Here is a 19,300-nt window from a genome sequence, read left to right on the forward strand (position 1 = left end):
GCCGAGGAGCCAGACCACCGCGACGCCGAGCAGCGCCCAGACCGGCCAGGGCAGGTCCAGGGACGGGGCCCTTCGAGCATGCGCGGGCCTCCGCTACTGCCGGGCGGCGCCCAGTGCCACCGGGCGGGTGCGCAGCAGGGCCCGGGCGGGCAACCCGGTCGCGCCGAGGCAGAGCAGGACGGCTCCGGCGGCCAGCGGCAGGGCGAGCGCCGGCGGGATGTACGGGGAGGAGTTGGCGACGCCCCGGGCGATCGGGACGAGGGCGACCCAGGCGATCCCCCCGCCGATCACCAGGCCGGTCGCGGCGACCAGCAGCGCCTCCCAGCGCATCATGCCGCGCACCTGGCGCCGGGTGGTGCCGGCCAGCCGGAGCAGGGCGACCTCGCGGCGCCGGTCGAGGACGGTCATCACCAGGGTGTTGACGGCGGTGACGGCGGCGAACCCGCCGAGCACGCCGGCCATCACGGTGTTGGCCCAGGCGTTCAGCTCCATCATCTTGTCGGACTGGGCGACGAATCCGGCCCGGTCGGTCACGGTCGCCCCGCCGGGGCCCGCGAGGCCCGCCAGCGCGGCCGCCACCGCCGTGCGGTCGGCGCCCGGCGCGTCGGCGACCAGCACCTGGCTGTCGTACCCGGCGGTGACGTGCCCGGCGACGACCGCCCGGGGCAGCAGCACCTGGCCGAAGCCGAGCCCGCGGTCGTAGACGGCGACCACGGCGGGCTGCACCGGGGTGCCGTCGCCGAGCCGCAGCGGCACCCGGTCGCCGACCTTGACGTCCAGGGCGTCGGCCAGCGTGGCGTCCAGGGCGACGGTGTCGGCGGCGCGGCCCAGGTCGGCGAGCGAACCGCTGCGTACGCCCAGGTCGAGCACCCGGGACAGCCGGGCCGGGTCGCCGTCGACGCCGAGCGCGGTGGCGGAGCCGAGCTGCATGTCGTGGGTGTACACGGCGGCGGTGCGCAGCACGCCGACCGCGGCGTCCACACCGGGCACCTTGGCGGCCCGCCCGGCGGTGCCCGCGGGCAGGCCGGGGCCGGTGGAGCCGATCACGTGGTCGGCGACGATGCCGTCCCGCACGTTCGCGCCGGTGGTGTGGCTGATGGTGCTCTGGAGGAACAGCAGGGTGCCGCAGAAGGCGGTGACCAGCACGATCGGGGTGATCGCGGAGGCCAGCCGGCGGGCGTTGGCGCGGGTGTTGTCGGCGGCCAGCGAGCCGGGGGCGCCGCCAGCCCGCAGCGGGGCGCCGAACACCGTGGCGGCGACCCGCGCCACCCAGGGGCCGAGCAGCGCGACGGCCAGCATGAAGCACATGACCACGCCGAGCGCGGTGTTGGCGGCGTTGATGCCGTCCAGGGCGGCCGCGAAGGCGGCGGCCACCACGCCGCCGGCGGCGAAGAGCAGCCCGATGACGGTCCGGACCTTGCCGGGGTGGCCCGGTTCGACGGCGGCCGCGCCGAGCGCCTGACCGGGGCGCAGTTTGGCGGGGCGGCGGGCGGCCAGGAAGCCGGCGGTCAGCGCGGCGAGGGTGCAGATGAGGACGGCGGCGAGCATCGGCAGCGGGCCGACGTCCAGCCGCACGCCCTGCGGCACGGCGCCGCGCGAGGTCAGTTCGCCGAACCACCAGCGGGCCAGGGCCAGTCCGGGCAGGATGCCGAGCGCCCCGGCGACCGGCGCGACCAGCATCGCCTCGGTGGCGATGGTGCGGCGGATCTGCCGCGGGGTGGCGCCGATGGCGCGCAGCAGGGCGAACTCGCGGGCGCGCTGGCCGGTGGCCAGGGCGACGGTGCTCATCACGACGAAGATCGCGGTCATGGTGGCGTAGCCGCCGAAGCTGCCGCCGAGCCCTATCAGCAGGGTGCGGGCCTCGCCGATGGCGGGCTGTTCGACGGTGCCGCGGCCGTCACCGGTGAAGACCTTGGCGCCGCCGCTCTCGGCCTTGGCCTCAAGGCCGAGGGCCGGGGTGCCGGCGGCCTTGGCGTCCGCGGCCCGGGTGTCCGCGGCCTTGGCACCGAGGGCCTGGGCGTCGAGGGCCTGGCGGACCTGCGCGACCAGCGCGGCGCGGTCCACGCCCTCGCGCGGCTGGACGGCGATCGCGTCGATCCGGCCGGGGTGGCCGGAGAGGCGGTCGGCGGTGGCGTCGGCGAACCAGGCGGTGGGGCCGGCCGGTTGGGCGGCGGCCAGGCCGGAGATCCGGTAGTCGCCGGTGCCGCCGGGGGCGGTGAGGGTGAGCTTCGCGCCGGGCGCGAGGTGGGCGGCGCGCGCCGTGTCGGCGTCCAGTACCACCTCGTCGGCGCCGGGCGCACGGCCCTCGACCAGTTGGTCGGCCGGGCCGGCGATGCCGAGCGCGGCGAAGCCCCGGCCGGTCAGGGCGGGGGTGCCGGTGCCGGCCGGCAGCGGGAAGGCGCTGTCCGGGCGGGCGGCGGCGACCCCGGGCAGTGCGGCGATCCGGCCCACCAGGGCGGCGTCCGTCCGGGCCCGCTCGGGGGTGGTCTGCTCCCTGGTCTCGGTGTCGCGGCCGACCTTGGCGGTGATCCGCACCACCGGGTCGGCCGCGACCACCACCGGGGCGCCCGCGTACCGCTGCGGTGCGACGCTCGCGGTCACACCGGTCTGCAGCAGCACACCGCAGGCCACCACCACGGCGGCGCCCAGCAGCAGGGCGACCAGGGTGCCCACGAAGGAGGCGGGTCGAAAGCGCACCGAGGCGCGCGCCAGTCCGTTGCTCATGCCCCTGCCCCGTTCCACTCGTCGATCGGTCCACGCCGCCCGTTCACGCCGCGACCCCCACCGGGCGGGCGGTGAGCGAGACCATCCGGTCGGCGACGGCCTGCGCCTGCGGGTGGTGCAGCTCGTCGACGAGCGCGCCGCCGGCCAGGAACAGCGCCCGGTCGGCGAACGAGGCCGCCACCGGGTCGTGGGTCACCATGACCACCGTCGCGCCCAGGTCGTCCACGGCGCGCCGCAGCAGGCCCAGCACCTCGTGCGCGGTGCGGGTGTCCAGCGCGCCGGTCGGCTCGTCGGCGAACACCACGTCCGGGTCGGTGATCAGCGCGCGGGCGATCGCCACCCGCTGCTGCTGGCCGCCGGAGAGCTGGCCGGGCCGCCGCTTGGCGTGCTCACCGAGGCCGACCTGGGCCAGCAGCTCCCGCGCCCGGGCGCGGTCCTGGCGCTCGCCGGCCAGCCGCTGCGGGAGCAGCACGTTCTGCTCCACCGTCAGCGAGGGCAGCAGGTTGAAGGACTGGAAGACGAAGCCGATCCGGCTGCGGCGCAGCTTGGTGAGCCGGTCCTCGCTCAGCCGGGTGATGTCCTCGCCGCCGAGGCGGATCTCCCCCTGGTCGGGCTTGTCCAGGCCCGCCGCGCACTGCAGGAAGGTCGACTTGCCGGAGCCGGACGGGCCCATCACGGCGGTGAAGCTGCCCCGGGCCAGCGCCAGGTCGATCCCTCGCAGCGCGTGCACGGTCTCGCCGCCGCGGCCGTAGGTGCGGCGCACCCCGCGCAGCTCGATCGCCGGACGGGCGCCCTGCTCGGGGTACGGGCCGCCGCCGTACGCCCCCGTCGCGTACGGGCCGGCGGCGTACGGTCCGGCGGCGTACGGCTCGGTCGATGGGCGGTCGTGGCGGCGTGCCATGGGTGGGCCTTCCCTCGGGGATCGTCGGTGGTCGTCGACGGGTTCCACGCTAGAAAAGGCCAGGCCGGCGGACCATGGAGGCCGCTGGCGGACCGGGGGTGGGGATATCCCCACCCCCCTCCGGGGGCCTGCGGGCCCGCGCCGGGCGGGCTCACACCGGGTCGGCGGTGATCTCCCCGTAGGCGGTGGCGAGTTCGGCGAGCACGGGGTGCGCCGGGTCGAAGGCCGTACCGTCGACCGCTGCCAGCGGCCGGACGCCGACGCCCGCGTTCGCCGCGAACGCCGCCGTGAAGCGGCCCAGCCCGGACGCGTCCACCCGCTCGCGCGACTGCGGCCCGCCGTACGCGTCGGCCAGCAGCGCGGCGGTCACCCCGGGCAGGCTCGGGCCGTCCGGCCAGACCAGTCGGCGGCCGTCGAGGAAGCCGACGTTCCAGGTGGCGCCCTCGACCACCCCGCCGCCGTCCGGATCCACCAGCAGGACATCGTCGTAGCCGTCGAGTTGGGCCCGCCTGCGGTGGTGGACCAGGCCGAACAGGCCGACGTGCTTCACCTCCGGCAGCTCCCGCCGGTACCCGACCGTGCGCACCCGCAGCGGGCCCGGCGCCGCTGCCGCCGCCGGGCGGGTGGTCGGCAGCAGCCGGGGCACCGCCGGGGCGCCGGGGCGTTCCAGGCCGAGCTCCGGGTCGTACACCGTCACCCGGACGATCACCGGCGCGCCGTCGGCGGGCAGCACCGCGCGGATCCGCTCCCGCACCGCCTCCCGGTCCAACTCGGCGGCGAACAGCACCCGGCAGTCCCGGACCAACCGGTCCAGGTGCAGCGCCAGGCCCCGGACCCGGCCCGCCTCGGCGCGCAGGGTGGTGAAGTGCCCGTAGTTCAGCAGCCCCAGTGCGGCCAGCCGCGCCGGGTCGGCCGGCGCGCCGTCGATCTCGATCTCAGCCATCCCCCGAGTCTGCCAGCCCCGGCGCCGCCGCCACCGGGGCCTCCGCTCTCAGCGCCGGTGCCGGGGGCGGGGTCGGGGTTTCAGACACCGCCACCGCCGGGCGGTACGGACTGACCACCTGGCGGCCCGCCGCCAGGGCCAGCTGCTCGAAATGCTCGATCTTGTAGGCCAGCCCCTCCGGCTCCCCGGCGTCCGACCACCGCCACGCCTCCGCCCACCACTGCGGGCCGCGCACCAGCGGCCGGCCCGCGAGCGCCAGGTGCAGCGCCAGCGTCGAACGCGCGTACTCGTGCACCCAGCCGTCGGCCGCCCGGTAGTCGGGCGTCTCGTCCAGCCGCAGCCAGCGACCCTCGCAGCCGGCAGCGAGCATCGGCACCCAGCCCCACCCCCGGTCCGCGACCAGCAGGTGCAGCCAGCCGCCCTCCTCGCACACCCGGTACGGCGGGAGCTGCGGCATCCGGGCCAGGGCCAGCGAACGCTTCCAGCCGACCACCCAGAGGCCGCGGCGCAGGTAGTAGCGGACGGCGTGCTGCCAGGCCCAGTGCGCCTCCAGCCGGAAGCCGGGCAGGCCCTCCGCGGCGGACGCCGCGTACACCTCGTCCAGCGCCCCGGCGGCCAGCCCCCGGCCACGCGCCTCCGGGATCAAGTAGAGGGAGGAGACGGCGAGTTGGCCGGGTCCCTTGGTCCAGTTGTCCACCGCCACCGTGCCGGCCGCGGCTCCGTCCTCGTCCAGCACCCAGTAGCGGCGCCGGTACAGCTCGCCGCCGGGCCACTCCCGGCCGCTCTCCCCCAGCCGCTCGCGCCACCGGCGCTCGGCCTCCGGCGTCAGCTCGTCCGGGGCCACCAGCTCCCCCAGCTCACCTTCCACCAGGGACGCCAAGTCCCAGAGGGCGAACCGCCGTTCGTCCCCCTCGGCGACCGCCCGCAGCCGCGGCCCCGCCGCCAGCCGGTCCTGCGCCCGCTCCACTGCCGCATCCCACGACCTCACCACGCCGACACGATAGCGGGAGCGCGGGCACTTTCCGTAATCCGACGAACACCGAACGTCAGATCGGATACGAAGGTCGCCGGGCGACGGCCCCGACGGATGGTAGGGGAAACCCGACCAGAGGACTCGACCTGACCGTGATGACCAGGCTGACCTGCGACGATGCAATGAACGGGTGATGAATCGGCACGACTCCCCAGACCGGCGACACGCCGCCGCGTGGTGCGGCGGATGGCTCCTCGCGGCCGGATGGGCCGGGGCCTTCCCGCTGCTCTCCGACCTCGGCCCGCACCGCACCTGGGGCACCTGCGCCGCCGTCGGCTACCTGCTGGCGGGGCTCGCCGCCCTCCTGCCGACGCGCCGGGGCCGGCCGCTGTCCATCGCCCTCGCACTCACCGGGGCCGTCGCCGTGCCGCTGCTCGCCCTCGTGCTGACCAGCCGGGGGCAGAGCGAGGTCGGGGTGATCGAACGCTCCGGGGCCCTGCTGCTGCACACCGGAACGCCGTACCTCGCCGAGCCCCGGACGGTGGCCGAGTACACCCCGTACCTGCCCGGAATGGCGATCCTCGGACTCCCCCGGGCCCTGCTCGACGGGCTGCCGCTCGGCGGCCTGTCACTCGGCGGTCTGCCGCTCGCCCGGGTGGCGGGCGACGCACGGCTCTGGTGCGCGGCCGCGTTCCTCGCCTGCCTGCTGCGCTCCGCGCCCGCCGGGCGGCGGACCGCCCTCCCCACGCCGACCACCCCACCCCTCGGCCCGCGGACCGCCCTCGCCGCGCTGACCGCCTCGCCCGTCGTCGCGCTGCCGCTCTGCGTCAGCGGCGTCGACCTGCCGATGACCGGCCTCTGCTGGCTCGCCCTCACCCTCGCCGCCCGACGGCGCCCCGCCCCCGCCGGACTGGCCCTCGCCGCCGCCTGCTCGCTCAAGTGGACGGCCTGGCCGGCCGTCGCCGTGGTCACCGCGCTGCTCGCCGCCACCGCCGGACGGCGCCCCGCCCTGCGCGCCGCCGCCGTCGCGGTGGGCGGCACGGCCCTGCTCGTCCTGCCCGGCGCCCTGCGCTCGCCCGGGCCGATGCTCCACCAGGTGTTCGCCTTCCCCACCGGCCGCGGCGACCTGCCCACCCCCGCCGCCAGCCCGCTGCCCGGACGGCTGCTCGCCGACCTCGGCCCGCCCGGCTGGTACGCGGCCGTCGGCCTGCTGCTGCTCGCCGCAGCCGCCCTCGCGGCCTCCCTGCTCACCCACCCGCCCCGGCACGCGGCGGACGCCGCCGACCGGCTCGCCCTCGGGCTCGCCCTGGCCTTCCTGCTCGCCCCCGCCGGGCGGTTCGGCTACCTCGCGCTGCCGGTCCTCCTCGTCCTGCTCGCCCGGGTCCTCCCGCCGGCCCTCCCCGTCTCCCCCGCTCCGAGCCCCTCTCCGACGCCTCCTCCGATCCCTTCCCCGGCCGCTTCTCCGACACCGAACCGAGGTCCCACCCGCCCATGGGCAGCACACTCATCGTCACGAACGACTTCCCGCCCCGCCAAGGCGGCATCGAAACCTTCGTCCACGCCCTGGCCACCCGGCTGCCCCACTCCGACGTCGTGGTCTACACCTCCGCCGAACCGGGCGCCGATCGGCACGACGCCGCTCTCCCCTTCCCGGTGATCCGCGACCGGGCCCGCACCCTGCTGCCCACCGCCCGGGCCACCCGCCGCGCCGCCGAGATCGCCCGTGCCCACGGCTGCGACCGGGTCTGGTTCGGCGCCGCCGCCCCGCTCGCCGCGATGACCCCCGGCCTGCTCCGCCAGGCCGACGGCATCCGCCGCACCGTCGCCACCACCCACGGCCACGAGATCTGGTGGGCCCGCACCCCCGGCGCCCGCCGCCTGCTGCGCCGGATAGGCCGCAGCGTCGACGTCGTCACCTACCTCGGCGAGTACACCCGCGCCCGGATCGCCCCCGCCCTCGGCCCGGACGCCCGGCTGGCGCGCCTCGTCCCCGGCGTGGACCCGGACCGCTTCCGGCCCGGTGCCGAGGGCGCCCGGCGGGCCCGCACCGGGCCGGTGATCCTCTGCGTCGCCCGGCTCGTCCCGCGCAAGGGGCAGGACGTCCTGATCCGCGCCCTGCCGGCGATCCGCCGGGCCGTCCCCGGCGCGGTCCTCGTCCTCGTCGGCCAGGGCCCGTACGAGGACCGTCTGCGCGCGCTCGCCCACCGGTGCACCGAGCCCGGCAGCGTCGAATTCGCCGGCGGTCTCGACCACGCGGCCACCGCCGCCCACTACGCCGAGGCCGACGTCTTCGCCATGCCGTGCCGCACCCGCCGGGCCGGCCTCGAAGCCGAAGGCCTCGGCATCGTCTACCTGGAAGCGGCCGCCGCCGCCCTGCCCGTCGTCGCCGGCCGCTCCGGCGGCGCCCCCGACACCGTCCTCGACGGCGTCACCGGCACCGTCGTCGACGGGCGCGACCCGGCCGACGTGGCCGCCGCCCTCACCCGCCTCCTCCTCGCCCCGCCGGCGGACCGCGCCCGGATGGGCGCCGCCGGCCGCGACTGGGCCGCCACCCACTGGTCCTGGACCGCCTCCGCCCACCGCCTCGCCCACCTGCTCGACCCCACCCGGTCCGTCACCGGCGCTCCCGCCGAGCTCCCCTGACACTTTCGGACCCGCCAACGCCGTTTTTTTCAATGGGAGTTCGAGCAGAAGTGACACCCACTCACCAACATGCGGGCGATCATCGAGTCAGGGGGGGCGAAGGCTTCAGAATCCGCCCGCAGGATGCGCCTTCAGCGCGCGAAGTCCCGTACGCGCAGCGGGCGCACCCTTTTTCATCATATGAATATTTGCCTTCCGTTTTTCAATCCGACCGAATGGTGGAAACCCCAGGAGTAGAGCCGGAATCACGAGGAGGTGGGCACCATGGTGGAGGTCGAACGATTGCTGGCCGACTGCCTCCGGGACGCTCGCGACATTCCGTGGGGAACGGTACCGGTCGATTCCGCGGGCCCCGAGTACGAGGCCGCGCGCCGCGCGTTCCTGACGGCCGGGCTGTCCGCGCTGCGCGACGACCGGCCCGAGGACGGCTGGGTGCAGATCAACCTCGCGCCGGGCCCGGCCACTTGGCACCGGACGTACCGCGCCGTCGCGGACACGGCCCGCGACCTGATCTCCGCCGGCGCGGCGCGCTCCTTCTTCTTCATGCACAAACCGCCCGGCCTGCGGGTCCGGTTCGAGGCGGGCCGGTCCGATGTCGGGGCACTGCGCGAGGAACTGACGCGCCGCTTCCGCGCGGTGGACGGACAGCCGCAACCGCCGCTGTGCGGGCGGTACGAGCCGGAGACCTACCTCTTCGGCGGCCCGCGATCGATGCGGCACGTCCACGACCTGTTCACGGTGGATTCCCTGGCCTGGCTCGATCACCACGACACCGTCGCGGCACCGGGCCGACCGGAGGCGGTCGCGGACTGGCGGTTGTCCCTGTACCTCCTCGGTGAACTCCTCGACGGCCTCGGCATCGTCGGCTGGGAGCACCGCGGGGTCTGGCAGGTGCTCCAGGACGACGCCGGCCGCAGGCTGGGCACCGAGCCCGACGAGGACACCCGGCGCGCCGCCGCGGGCATCCTCGCGGCCTGGCGAGCCGGCGGACGGAGCCTGCTCGATCCGCTGCCGCCGCAACGGCGGGCGGCGGTCGAGGTGCACGGGGACGCCGTGCGCCGGGCCGCCGAGGGCTGGCGTACCGGCTACTTCGAGTCCGGTGAAGCGGTGATCGGCCCGCGCCGCGCCGCCGCCCACTACGTCGTCTTCCACTGGAACCGGGGGCGGTTCTCCCTGGCCCGGCAGAGCCTGCTGACCCACGCGCTCACCGGTGACGGGAGGTCCTGACGTGGACGAGGACCGGGAACTGGGCGCTGCGGCGCTGCTCCGCGTGGCCGGCATGCCCTTGGCAGCGTGGGCGGCGGCGGGCAACCCGGAGCTGTTCGCACAGGTCGCCGACCACGCCCGACGGGACGAACGGCGGGCGGAGCACGCCCGCCGACTGGCCGAGCAGCTGGGCATCGTGGTCGTGCCGCACCCCGCCCTCACCGCCGCCGACCGCCGCGCCGTGCTGGCCGTGCGCCGTCGGCTGCACTCCGGCGCCGCACCGGGCCCGGCCGACTGCGGGCTGCTGGGGCGGCTGCCCGCCGCCGGCGGCCTCGTCGCGGACGCCGCACGGCTGTCCGGCGAAGCCGAGTCCGCGGCCGTCGCCCTGCGGCGGCTGGAGGCCGCGGTGGCGGCCGAGCGCGAGCGCGTGGGCGCCCTGGGCTGGTCCCTGGTGTGCGCGTCGCCCGTCATGCGGGCCTTCCTGGACGAGGTGGAGCCCGGAGCGGCCGCAGACGTGGCCGGCCGGCTGGCCGCGGGCGAGTCCTGGAGCGGGAAGCGGCTGCGCAAACGGGCGGCATACGTGTGGCGGGCGCTCGGTCGGGCCGCGGCGAAGACCACCCCGCGCGGCTGGGTCGGCCAGGTCACCCTGCTGCCGGTCACCCCGACGGGCGCGAACGGCGGCGGGAACGGCGGCGGGAACGATGACGGGAACGGCGGCGGGGCCGACGGCACCCTGCTGCGGCTCGTCCCGCCGGGCACGACCCTCGGCGAGGTGGCGGCCCAGGCCGTGGAGAACGTCCACGGGGTGCGGGCCCGGCTCGGCGCCCTGGACCTGCGGGCGGCGGACCCGGCCACGGTGCTGGCCCTGGCTCCGCTGCACTTCCCCCAGCCGGCGGGCACCGCACCGGGCGCCGGCGTCCTGCGCTGCTGGGTGACCGACCCGCACGACCGGGGTCGGTTGCGGCAGGTCGACCTGCGGCGCTCCCTCCCCCTGGATCACGTGCTGGCTCAACTGGCCGGCGGCCCTCGCCCGTTGGGCGACCTCGAAGCGGCTCTGCTGGGCACGGCGACGACCGTCGCAGCGGCGGCCGGGGCAGCGGCTTCCGCCCCCACGGTGCTGCGCGGCTTCCTCGCGCACCTGCTCGGACTCGGCGTGCTCCAGGCCTGCGCGGCCCCGCGCCGCCGCACCACGGGCTGGCTCGCCGCCGAGGACGTCCACGCGCGCGGCACCCTTCCGCAACCGGCGCCTCCTCCGACACCTGCACCGAGCGCCGATTCCGCCGCACCCGCGCCCATACCCGCCCCCGCCCCCGCGTCGGCGCTCCGCACCACCGGCTCCGCCGCCCCCGCCGACGACTCCCGGCCGTGGTTCACCGACTCCTACCGCACCATAGCCTCGGCCGTCTCCGGAGCGGCCGCCCGCCAGGTGCAGCAGGGCCTCGGCACCGCCGCCCGCGTGGCGTGGCTGCGGGAGGCCGACCGGCTCGCGGGGCCGGACCCGCACCGGCTGCCGACCGAGCTCGCGGAGCTCACCGAACGGCCGTGCCCGCTCGGCGAGATCCTCGCGCGCCACCTGCCCGACGGCAGCTGCCCGCCGCCGCCTCAGCCCCCGCGCCGGTACGCGGGCTGGCACCCCGCCGAGACCTCCGGGTCCGGCTACGCCGGGCTGCTGGCTCACCTGTCCGCCCGGGCCGGCAGCGGACCGGTGGACCTGGACGACGACCTGCTGGACACCCTCGGGGCGCCCCCGGCCGCGACCGCGCTGCCGCCCTGGCCCCTGGACTGCCTGCTGCGTCCGCTGCCGGGCCCCGGACCGGTCGCGGTACTGGAGACCGCCTCACCGGCGGGCGTGCTGGACGCCCGGTTCGCCGACGCGCTCCACACCCTGCACGGCGGCTACGACAACCTGCGGAGCTACCGGGCCTTCCTCGCCTCCGTCGAGCGGCTGTCCGGGGCCCGCTTCGTCGAACTGCTGGTGCCGCCGCTGGCCGGACGCGCCGCCAACGCCGTACGGCGGCCGGTCATCACCGGCTGGTGGACGGGCGATCCCGATCCCCTGCCGTACCAGGGAGCGGACGGCCTGACGGCCCGCTACCTGCCGCTGGAGCGCATCACCCTGCGACGGGTCGGCCCGCGGATCATCGCCGAGGCCGACGGGTGCCGGCTGCTGCCCGTCCACCACGCCACCCGTACGCCCCTGCCCCCGTACGACGTCCTGGTCCGGCTGCTGCTGGCCGCCGGCCACCCGGCGGGCTCGCGCCTGATCCGCCTGGACGGCCTGGCCGAGGCGTTCCCCGACACGGACCGACTGCCCCGGGTGACCGTCGGCGGCGGCGCCCTGGTCATCAGCCCCGCGGTCTGGCGCGTGCCGCCGGCCCAGCTGTGGCGGCCCGGCGACGGCGACCTGACCAAGGTGCGCGCCCTCGCCGCCCTCGGGCGCTCCGCCGGACTGCCGCGCTTCGCGTTCGTCCGGGCCGTACCCCAGCCGAAACCGGTGCCCGTGGACTTCGCGGCGCTGACCGCCGTCGCCCTGCTGGAGCGGATCTGCGCGCGCCACCCCGGTGCGGACCTGCTGGTCGAGGAGATGCTTCCCGACCCGGGCGGCCTGCTGCTCCACGACCCCGTGCACGGCGGTGCCGCCGTCGCCGCCCAACTGCTGCTCAGACTTCCGTTCGACCAGGGCGCCGAGGAACTCGCGGAGCCCGCCGCCGCCGCACTGCGCGGCGAACCCGACGTCCCCGGTGCGCCCGCCCCTCGCGGGCGGGCCACCGGGGCGGTCTCCACCCATCACCGCTCCTGAAGGAGGACAACCATGCCCGACATCACGGCGCTCACCGACCTCGACGCCCTCATCGGCGACCTGGACGCGCGCATCACCGAGACCACCCTGCCGACCCCCGAGGCCAGCAGCGGCGGCTGCAGCGGCGTCTGCACCGTCCTGATCTGCGACACGGTGCTGCTCTGTAGCGGCGTGTTCTGCTGATCTCCCGTCAGGCCGTCCGAGGGCACGCCCTCGGACGGCCACCCGGACAGCGGCCCCTGACGGCCGCCACCACCGGCACTCCGCCCAGCCCCTCCAGGCCGGGCGGAGTGCCGACCCGTCGTTCCCGAGGAGCCACCGTGCCGCAGCACACCGCGAACGCCGAGGACACCGGCACCGCCGTCACCGGACTCGCCGTCCGGCTCCTCGACGCCTGGTCCGCCCGGCCCCGCGAGAGCCCGGCGGTCGCCGAGCACCCCTCCGATCCGGGCATCCCCGTCCTGGCCGCCCTGCTGCACACCACCGGGGGGCCGGAGGCCGAACGGTCCGCGGCCCGTGCCGTGGCGGTGTGGGCCCGCACCGCCGGCCAGGGGCCGGGCCACTGCGGGCTGTACGACGGCGGACTGGCCGGAACGCTGGCGGGCCTGCGGCTGGGAGCCCGGGTGCTCCCGGGGCTGCATCCGGTCGCCGACCGGCTCCGCGACCACCTGGTCCGCACCGCGCCGGCCCTCACCTGGCGCTGCGAACAGGTCGCCTTCCCGGACTACGACCTCATCGTCGGCCCCTCCGGCACCCTGCTCGCCCTGAGCACGGGCACCCGCCCGACACCGGCCCAACTCGGCCCGTACGCCGACCACCTGGCCCGGCTGTGCGACGCCGACGAGCTGCCCCGGCTGCGGACGGGGCAGTACGCCGGCCACCCGCACCTGGGCTGGCTCGACGGACGGATCAACACCGGCACGGGCCACGGCGCCGCAGGAGTCGTCGTCGCACTCACCGCAGCCGTACGCCACCTCGGACCGCACCCCGACCTGACGCCCGCCCTGCGCCGCGCGACCGGGTGGCTGATGCGGCAGTCCTTCGACGACGCCCGCTCCATCCGCACCTGGGACGGCGCCGGGCTCGACGGCCCGCCGCCCGCCGGAGCGCGCGCCCGCCAGGCCTGGTGCTACGGCACCCCCGGAGTGTCCTGGGCGCTGTGGGACGCGGCCGACGCGACGGGCGACCGGGAGGCGGCCACCTGGGCCGCAGCGGCCTTCAGCACGCTCGCCGAACGGTACGACGACCGGTTCCACCTCTTCGGCGACCGCGCGAGCGACCTGCTGGCCCTGTGCCACGGCGCCTCGGGCGTGCTGGCGGTGGCCGACGCCTTCGCCCACCACGCCGGCCTGCCCGCCGCGACCGCGCTGAAGGCCCGTCTGCTCGCCCACCTCAGGGCCCGCCTGCCCGAGGTGGAGGCCCTGGGCGCGGAGGGGATGGGCCTGCTCGGGGGCGCGGCCGGCCCGCTGTGCGCCCTGCTCACCGCAGGCCACGACGCCTCACGGGCCTGGCTGCCCTGTCTCGGTCTGCGCTGAGCCACCGACGCCTGTTGTCGGACCCGAGCCTGTTGTCGGACCCGCCCTACGCCTCCCGGAGGTGGGCCAGGACGGCGAGGACGCGGCGGTTGCCTTCGGTGGGGTCGAGGTCGAGCTTCATGAAGATGTTGCCGCAGTGTTTGACCACCGAGGCCTCGGTGATGGTGAGCCGGGTGGCGATGGCCTGGTTGTTGAGGCCCTCGGCCATGAGGGCGAGGACTTCGCGTTCGCGGGGGGTCAGGCGGGTGAGGGGGCGGTCGGCGGACTGCTGGCGCAGCAGGACGCGGACCACGTCGGGGTCGATGACGGTCTCGCCGGCGGCGACCCGGCGCAGGGCGTCGAGGAAGTCGGCGACGTCGCCGACGCGGTCCTTCAGGAGGTAGCCGAGGCCGGCGGGTTGGGCGCCGGCGGCGGCGAGCAGGCGCGTGGCGTACGGGGTGGCGACGTACTGGGAGAGCACCAGGACGGGCAGGCCCGGGTGGCGTTCGCGCAGGTCGAGGGCGGCGCGCAGGCCCTCGTCGGAGAAGTCGGGCGGCATCCGGACGTCGGTGATGACGGCGTCGGGCCGTTCGGTGTCGACGGCGGCGGCGAGGGCGCGGGCGTCGCCGACGGCGGCGGTCACCCGGTGGCCGCCGAGGGTGAGGAGTTCGACGAGTCCGGCGCGCAGCAGGACGGCGTCCTCGGCGATCACGATCCGGAGCACGGGACCTCCAGCCGCAGCGTGGTCGGGCCGCCCGTCGGGCTGGTCACCATGAGCCGTCCTTTCAGGAGTGCCACCCGGTCGGCGAGTCCGCGCAGTCCGGCCCCGGCGGCCGGGTCCGCCCCGCCGTGGCCGTCGTCGGTCACCTGGAGCACCAGCCGGCCGTCGGCGATGCGCCCGCTGACGGTGATCGCGGCGGCGCCGCTGTGCTTGGCGGCGTTGGTGAGCGCTTCGGTGACGGTGAAGTAGGCAGTGGTCTCGACGGGGGCGGGCAGCCGGCCGGGGAGGTCGAAGTCGGACCGGACCGGGATGGGGTGGCGCAGCGCGACCTCGGCGACGGCGGCGGCGAGGCCGTGGTCGGTGAGCACCTGGGGGTGGATGCCGCGGACCAGGCCGCGCAGTTGTTCCAGGGCCTGCCGGGCTTCGCCGCGGGCCCGGGCGACCAGGGCGGTGGCCCGGTCGCCGGACTGGGCGCTGCCGTCGCGCAGCGCGTGGTCGGCGAGGCCGAGGGTCATGCTGAGCGCGACGAGCTGCTGTTGGGCGCCGTCGTGCAGGTCGCGTTCGATGCGGCGGCGTTCGGCTTCGAAGGCGTCGGCGAGCCGGGCCCGGGAGCGGGTGAGTTCGAGGACCTGTCGGCCGGTGTCCTCCTCGCGGGGCCCGAGCAGGAGGCGGGCGAGGGCCACCTGGGCGGCGGTCAGCAGGGCCCCGGCGTAGGCGCAGAGGAGGAGCCCGGCGAGCCCGGCGGCGCTGAACGGCAGGGCGGCGAGCGGCCCGGACACCGCCCTGCCGGGAATGATCATGACGGTTTCGGGAGCCAGCGCCCAGACGATCACCGGGGAGGCGACCAGGGCACCGGAGAACAGCAGCGCGGCGCTGAAGCCGAGCGCGGCGGCGGCGAGGGCCGTGGCGGTGAGCGCGGTGTGGGCCAGTTCGCGCCAGGTGGCGCGCTCGCGCAGGCGGGTCCGCAGCCGGGCGCGGCGGCCGGCGCCGGGCAGCGGGCGGTGCGGGTCGGGCAGCGGTACCGGCTCGACCAGCCGCAGCCGTCGGCGTTCGAGGGCGGCGGCGGGGAGGCCCGCGAGGGCCAGGGCGAGGAGGACCGGCAGTCCGACCCCGACCACGGACAGGCCCAGACCGAGCACCAGCAGCACCGTCAGGGCGGCCAGCAGCAGCGGGCCGAGCAGCGCGCCGCCGAGCAGGTAGGCCCAGCAGCGCGGCACCCACGGGGTGACGGGGAAGTGCAGCGGGTGGGCTCGCAGCGCGGCCCAGACGGCCGTCGGCTGCTGCTCCTCCTCGTTCACCCGGTCACTCTAACGAACCCTCTGACCAGGCCTCGGGGCGTCAGGCGTGGAGACGGCGGAGCTGGCCGGGCGGAGTGCGGGCCGGGGGCGGGTCAGGGCGACGGCGGCGATCACCAGGACGCCGCCGGCCAGGGCGTTCCAGCCGACGGGCTCGGCGAGGAAGGCCGCGCCGAGGGCCGTGGACCACAGCGGCATGACGTAGGTGACGGCGGAGGCCACCGCGGTGCCGGCCGTGCGGACCAGCCCGAGGTTGAGCAGGTACGCGAGGCCGGTGCCGACCGCACCCAGCACCAGCAGGGCTCCGGCCGCGCCCGCCCCCGGCCAGTGCGGGGCGCCCGCGGCGAACGGCGCGACGGCGGCCAGCTCGGCGGTGGCGCAGGCGATCTGGACGGCTGAGAGGGTGACCACCGACTCCGGCCGGCCGGAGAGGAAGCGGCGCAGGTAGGTGAAGCCCGCGCCGTAGCAGCAGGCCGCGGCCAGGCAGGCGAGGCCGCCGGCGGCCTCGCCGGAGCCGATGCCGCGCCAGACCCCGAGCACGGTGAGCACGCCGACGAAGCCGAGGGCGAGTCCGGAGAGCCGACGGGCGCCGGGGCGGCGCTCCTCGGCGACGATGAGGACGGCGAACAGCAGGGTGAACAGCGGGGTGGTCGCGTTCATCACCCCGGCGAGGACGGAGCTGACCCGGGTCTCGCCGAACGAGAACAGCGTGAACGGCACGGTGTTGAGGAGCACCGCGACCACGGCGGAGTGCCCCCAGAGCGCGCGGTCGCGGGGGACGCGCTCGCGGCGCAGCACGAGGATCGCCCACAGCGTGACCGCCCCGAGGGCGCAGCGCCACAGCGCCACCCACAGCGGCGGCACCCCCGCCTCCACCGCCACCTTGATCAGCGCGAAGCTCGCGCCCCAGATCGCCGACAGCGCCACGAAGCCCGGCAACCAGCGCCGCACCCGGATCACCTCCACCTTCGTCCCGTTGGTTCCGTGTCGGGTTCCGTCCCGGTCCCGCCCAGGGTCCAGTCTCGGGTCCCGCCTCGGGTCCCGCCTCGGGTCCCGCCTCGGGTCCCGTCTGGACAGAGGGTGGCCCGGTGGCAGAGCATGAGTCCAACAAGTGGCAGTGCCGGATGGATGAGGAAGTCTCATGGCCTCGGAGGTCAACCTGGCCCAGCTGAGGGCACTGGTCGCGGTCGCCGACACCGGTGGGTTCGGCGCGGCCGCCGACGAACTGGGCATCAGCCAGTCCGCCGTCTCGCACGCCGTCGCCGCGCTGGAGCGGACCCTCGGCGCGCCCGTCCTGCTGCGCGGCACCCCGGCCCGGCCCACTCCCCTGGGCGAGCAGGTCCTCCCCCACGCCCGCACCGCCGTCGCCTCCGCAGCCGCCGTGCGCGCCATCGCCACCCGGCACTCCGGCGGCCCCGTCGGGACCGTACGGCTCGCCGCGCCGACCACCGTCTGCCAGGCGCTGCTGCCCGGGCTGCTCCGGGACTGGAAGGCCGCCTACCCGCAGGTCACCGTCCGGGTCTTCGAGGGCGAGGACGACGAGCTCGCCACCTGGCTGGAGGCGGGCACCGTCGACGCCGCCGTCCTGGTCGACCCCGGGCCGCTCCCGCCAGGGGCGGTCGCGCTCGGGGCCGACTCCATGCACGCGCTGCTGCGCCGCGACCACCCCCTCGCCGGGCAGGAGACCATCCATGTCGCCGACCTGGAGGACGACGACTTCCTGCTCTCCGAGGGCGGCTGCGAACGCCACATCCGCGAGGCCTTCCGCCGGGCCGGCACCCGCTTCACCCCCCGGCACCGCATCCGCGACCTCAACACGCTCATCGGCATGGTGCACGCGGGCGTCGGGGTCTCGGTGATGCCCGCGCTGGCGCTGACCATGCTCCCGGCCGACTGCGTGCTCGTCCCGATCCGGCCGGCCGTCCACCGCACGCTCACGCTCACCGGGCCGACCAGCCGGCCGTGGTCGCCGGCGGTCGGCGGGCTGCTGGCGGCGGTGGGCGCCGCGCAGGGGGCGGGGGTCGCACAGGGGGCGGGGGCCGGGGTCCGCGTGGCGGCGCGCGCCTGACGGGGAGCCCGTCCGGCGCCCGGCCCACCGCCGGCGCCGGACCCCGGCTTGACCATTTCGGGGTTGACCGCCCTTCCTCGACAGGTCTATACCAGTGACAGCCTTCGGCAACTACCCCCTGCCGGAGGCCCGTTCGGTCTGCGCGCCACCCCCACCTCCGGCGTGAGCAGCCCCTCCCCCACTGCCGTCCCGCCTGGAAAGGCCCTCGATGGAACGCGCACTTCCCCCACGCCCCGCCCCCCGGAACCCGCGCCGCCGCCCGCGCCGGGTCGCCGCCGCCGTGGCCGGGGTGCTCGGCCTGGTCGCCGGCGGCGTCGCCGCGCTCGCGAACACCGGCTCCGCCGCCGCCGACACCACGACCGGCCTCGGCAGCAACTGGTACGCCTCGGCGCCCTATCTGATGCCCGAGGACAACAGCCCGCCGGACGCCGCGGCGGTGATGGACGCCACCGGACAGAAGGCCTTCCAGCTGGCGTTCATCCTGGCCCAGGGCACCAGTTGTTCGCCGGCCTGGGGCGGCACCTCCTCGATCGACACCGACACCACCATGCCCGGCGTCATCCAGACCATCCGCGGCAAGGGCGGGGACGTCTCGGTGTCGGTCGGCGGGTACGGCGGCACCAAGCTCGGCCAGGTCTGCGGCACGCCGGAGGCGACCGCCGCCGGGTACCAGAAGGTGATCACCAAGTACCAGTTGAAGGCGATCGACTTCGACCTGGAGGAGCCGGAGTACGAGAACACCGCGGCGATCCACAACGAGATCGGCGCCGCCCGGATCCTCCAGCAGAACAACCCCGGCCTCTACATCTCGATCACCACCGCCGGGACCAACGCGGGGACGGGCTGGTTCGGCACACAGATGCTGAACGAGGCCAAGTCGCAGGGCTTCACGCCGAACAACTACTCGATCATGCCGTTCGACGGCGGGTTCAACGGCGCCGCCGCGCAGACCGACGCGCTGGTGAAGTTCAACCAGATCCTCCAGACCACCTTCGGCTGGTCCGAGGCGACGGCCTACGCCCACGAGGGCGTGTCGATGATGAACGGCCGCACCGACGCCGCCGAGTACTTCCGGCAGGCGGACTTCCAGGCCGTGCTGGACTTCGCCACCGCGCACAACCTGGCCCGGTACACCTACTGGTCGGTCAACCGGGACCGTCAGTGCACGGGCCCGGTGGACCCGGGGCTGTCCGGCTCCTGCTCCAGCGTGGCGCAGAACGACTGGGACTTCACCAAGTACACCGTGAAGTTCGCCGGGGCGACGCCCCCCACCACGCCGCCGACCACCCCGCCGACCACCCCGCCCACCACGCCGCCGACGACTCCCCCGACCACCCCCGGGGCCTGCACCGACCCGGCGTGGAGCGCGAGCACCACGTACACCAGCGGCAGCAAGGTCTCGTACGGCGGCCACAAGTACCACGCCAAGTGGTGGACGCTGAACGAGGTGCCGAGCGCCAGCGGCCAGTGGGGCGTCTGGGGCGACGACGGTCCCTGCTGACACGGGCCGAC

Annotated in this window: 15 protein-coding genes; 8 read left to right on the plus strand and 7 right to left on the minus strand. The window is 76.4% G+C overall.

Annotated features, from left to right (window positions below):
- Nucleotides 1-93 precede the first annotated feature (93 nt).
- The 4 genes from AB0O82_RS34410 to AB0O82_RS34425 form a co-directional block, all read right to left on the minus strand.
- Complete coding sequence (locus tag AB0O82_RS34410) at nt 94-2,724, minus strand: FtsX-like permease family protein (RefSeq protein WP_363588282.1); 2,631 nt, start codon at nt 2,722-2,724, stop codon at nt 94-96.
- Nucleotides 2,725-2,767: 43 nt separating this feature from the next.
- Complete coding sequence (locus AB0O82_RS34415) at nt 2,768-3,625, minus strand: ABC transporter ATP-binding protein (RefSeq protein ID WP_363588284.1); 858 nt, start codon at nt 3,623-3,625, stop codon at nt 2,768-2,770.
- 151 nt (nt 3,626-3,776) lie between these two features.
- Complete coding sequence (locus AB0O82_RS34420) at nt 3,777-4,568, minus strand: aminotransferase class IV (protein WP_363588286.1); 792 nt, start codon at nt 4,566-4,568, stop codon at nt 3,777-3,779.
- Nucleotides 4,561-5,559 (minus strand): GNAT family N-acetyltransferase, encoded by a 999-nt coding sequence (locus AB0O82_RS34425; RefSeq protein ID WP_363588288.1) that lies wholly within the window; start codon nt 5,557-5,559, stop codon nt 4,561-4,563. Before AB0O82_RS34425 ends, AB0O82_RS34420 begins: the two co-directional genes overlap by 8 nt.
- 175 nt (nt 5,560-5,734) lie before the next feature.
- On the opposite strand from AB0O82_RS34425, the gene AB0O82_RS34430 reads away from it, so the two are divergent.
- The 6 genes from AB0O82_RS34430 (at nt 5,735) to AB0O82_RS34455 (ending at nt 13,725) form a co-directional block, all read left to right on the plus strand.
- The gene (locus tag AB0O82_RS34430; RefSeq protein ID WP_363588290.1) at nt 5,735-7,198 is read left to right on the plus strand and encodes a hypothetical protein; all 1,464 of its coding nucleotides are present in this window, start codon (nt 5,735-5,737) and stop codon (nt 7,196-7,198) included.
- On the plus strand, nt 7,135-8,184 hold the full coding sequence (locus tag AB0O82_RS34435) for a glycosyltransferase family 4 protein (protein ID WP_363588292.1): 1,050 nt from the start codon (nt 7,135-7,137) through the stop codon (nt 8,182-8,184). The genes AB0O82_RS34430 and AB0O82_RS34435 overlap by 64 nt, the downstream gene beginning before the upstream one ends.
- A 264-nt stretch (nt 8,185-8,448) precedes the next feature.
- Nucleotides 8,449-9,411, plus strand: a complete 963-nt coding sequence (locus AB0O82_RS34440) for a thiopeptide-type bacteriocin biosynthesis protein (protein ID WP_363588294.1) — start codon at nt 8,449-8,451, stop codon at nt 9,409-9,411.
- A 1-nt stretch (nt 9,412) separates the two neighbouring features.
- Nucleotides 9,413-12,190, plus strand: a complete 2,778-nt coding sequence (locus tag AB0O82_RS34445; RefSeq protein ID WP_363588296.1) for a lantibiotic dehydratase — start codon at nt 9,413-9,415, stop codon at nt 12,188-12,190.
- Between the two features lie 12 nt (nt 12,191-12,202).
- Nucleotides 12,203-12,373 (plus strand): hypothetical protein, encoded by a 171-nt coding sequence (locus AB0O82_RS34450; protein ID WP_363588297.1) that lies wholly within the window; start codon nt 12,203-12,205, stop codon nt 12,371-12,373.
- A 137-nt stretch (nt 12,374-12,510) separates the two neighbouring features.
- Nucleotides 12,511-13,725 carry a lanthionine synthetase LanC family protein gene (locus AB0O82_RS34455; protein WP_363588299.1) on the plus strand — a complete coding sequence of 405 codons (1,215 nt, stop codon included), beginning with the start codon at nt 12,511-12,513 and terminating at the stop codon, nt 13,723-13,725.
- 46 nt (nt 13,726-13,771) lie between these two features.
- On the opposite strand, the gene AB0O82_RS34460 is transcribed toward AB0O82_RS34455, so the two are convergent.
- Genes AB0O82_RS34460 through AB0O82_RS34470 form a run of 3 tightly spaced genes read right to left on the minus strand, consistent with a single transcriptional unit; the run spans nt 13,772 to nt 16,671 of the window.
- Nucleotides 13,772-14,428, minus strand: a complete 657-nt coding sequence (locus tag AB0O82_RS34460) for a response regulator transcription factor (RefSeq protein ID WP_363588301.1) — start codon at nt 14,426-14,428, stop codon at nt 13,772-13,774.
- Nucleotides 14,413-15,723: a sensor domain-containing protein gene (locus AB0O82_RS34465; RefSeq protein ID WP_363588303.1), complete on the minus strand. Its 1,311-nt coding sequence runs from the start codon at nt 15,721-15,723 to the stop codon at nt 14,413-14,415. The genes AB0O82_RS34460 and AB0O82_RS34465 overlap by 16 nt, the downstream gene beginning before the upstream one ends.
- A gap of 9 nt (nt 15,724-15,732) precedes the next feature.
- The gene (locus AB0O82_RS34470) at nt 15,733-16,671 is read right to left on the minus strand and encodes a DMT family transporter (protein ID WP_363588305.1); all 939 of its coding nucleotides are present in this window, start codon (nt 16,669-16,671) and stop codon (nt 15,733-15,735) included.
- Nucleotides 16,672-16,861: 190 nt separating this feature from the next.
- Between AB0O82_RS34470 and AB0O82_RS34475 the strand changes: the two genes are divergently transcribed.
- Both AB0O82_RS34475 and AB0O82_RS34480 read left to right on the plus strand, forming a co-directional pair.
- Nucleotides 16,862-17,788 (plus strand): LysR substrate-binding domain-containing protein, encoded by a 927-nt coding sequence (locus tag AB0O82_RS34475; protein WP_363588307.1) that lies wholly within the window; start codon nt 16,862-16,864, stop codon nt 17,786-17,788.
- Between the two features lie 208 nt (nt 17,789-17,996).
- Nucleotides 17,997-19,289, plus strand: a complete 1,293-nt coding sequence (locus AB0O82_RS34480; protein ID WP_363588309.1) for a carbohydrate-binding protein — start codon at nt 17,997-17,999, stop codon at nt 19,287-19,289.
- Nucleotides 19,290-19,300: the final 11 nt, after the last annotated feature.

This window comes from Kitasatospora sp. NPDC088264, from assembly GCF_040685715.1.
In the GTDB taxonomy this organism is placed as follows: domain Bacteria; phylum Actinomycetota; class Actinomycetes; order Streptomycetales; family Streptomycetaceae; genus Kitasatospora.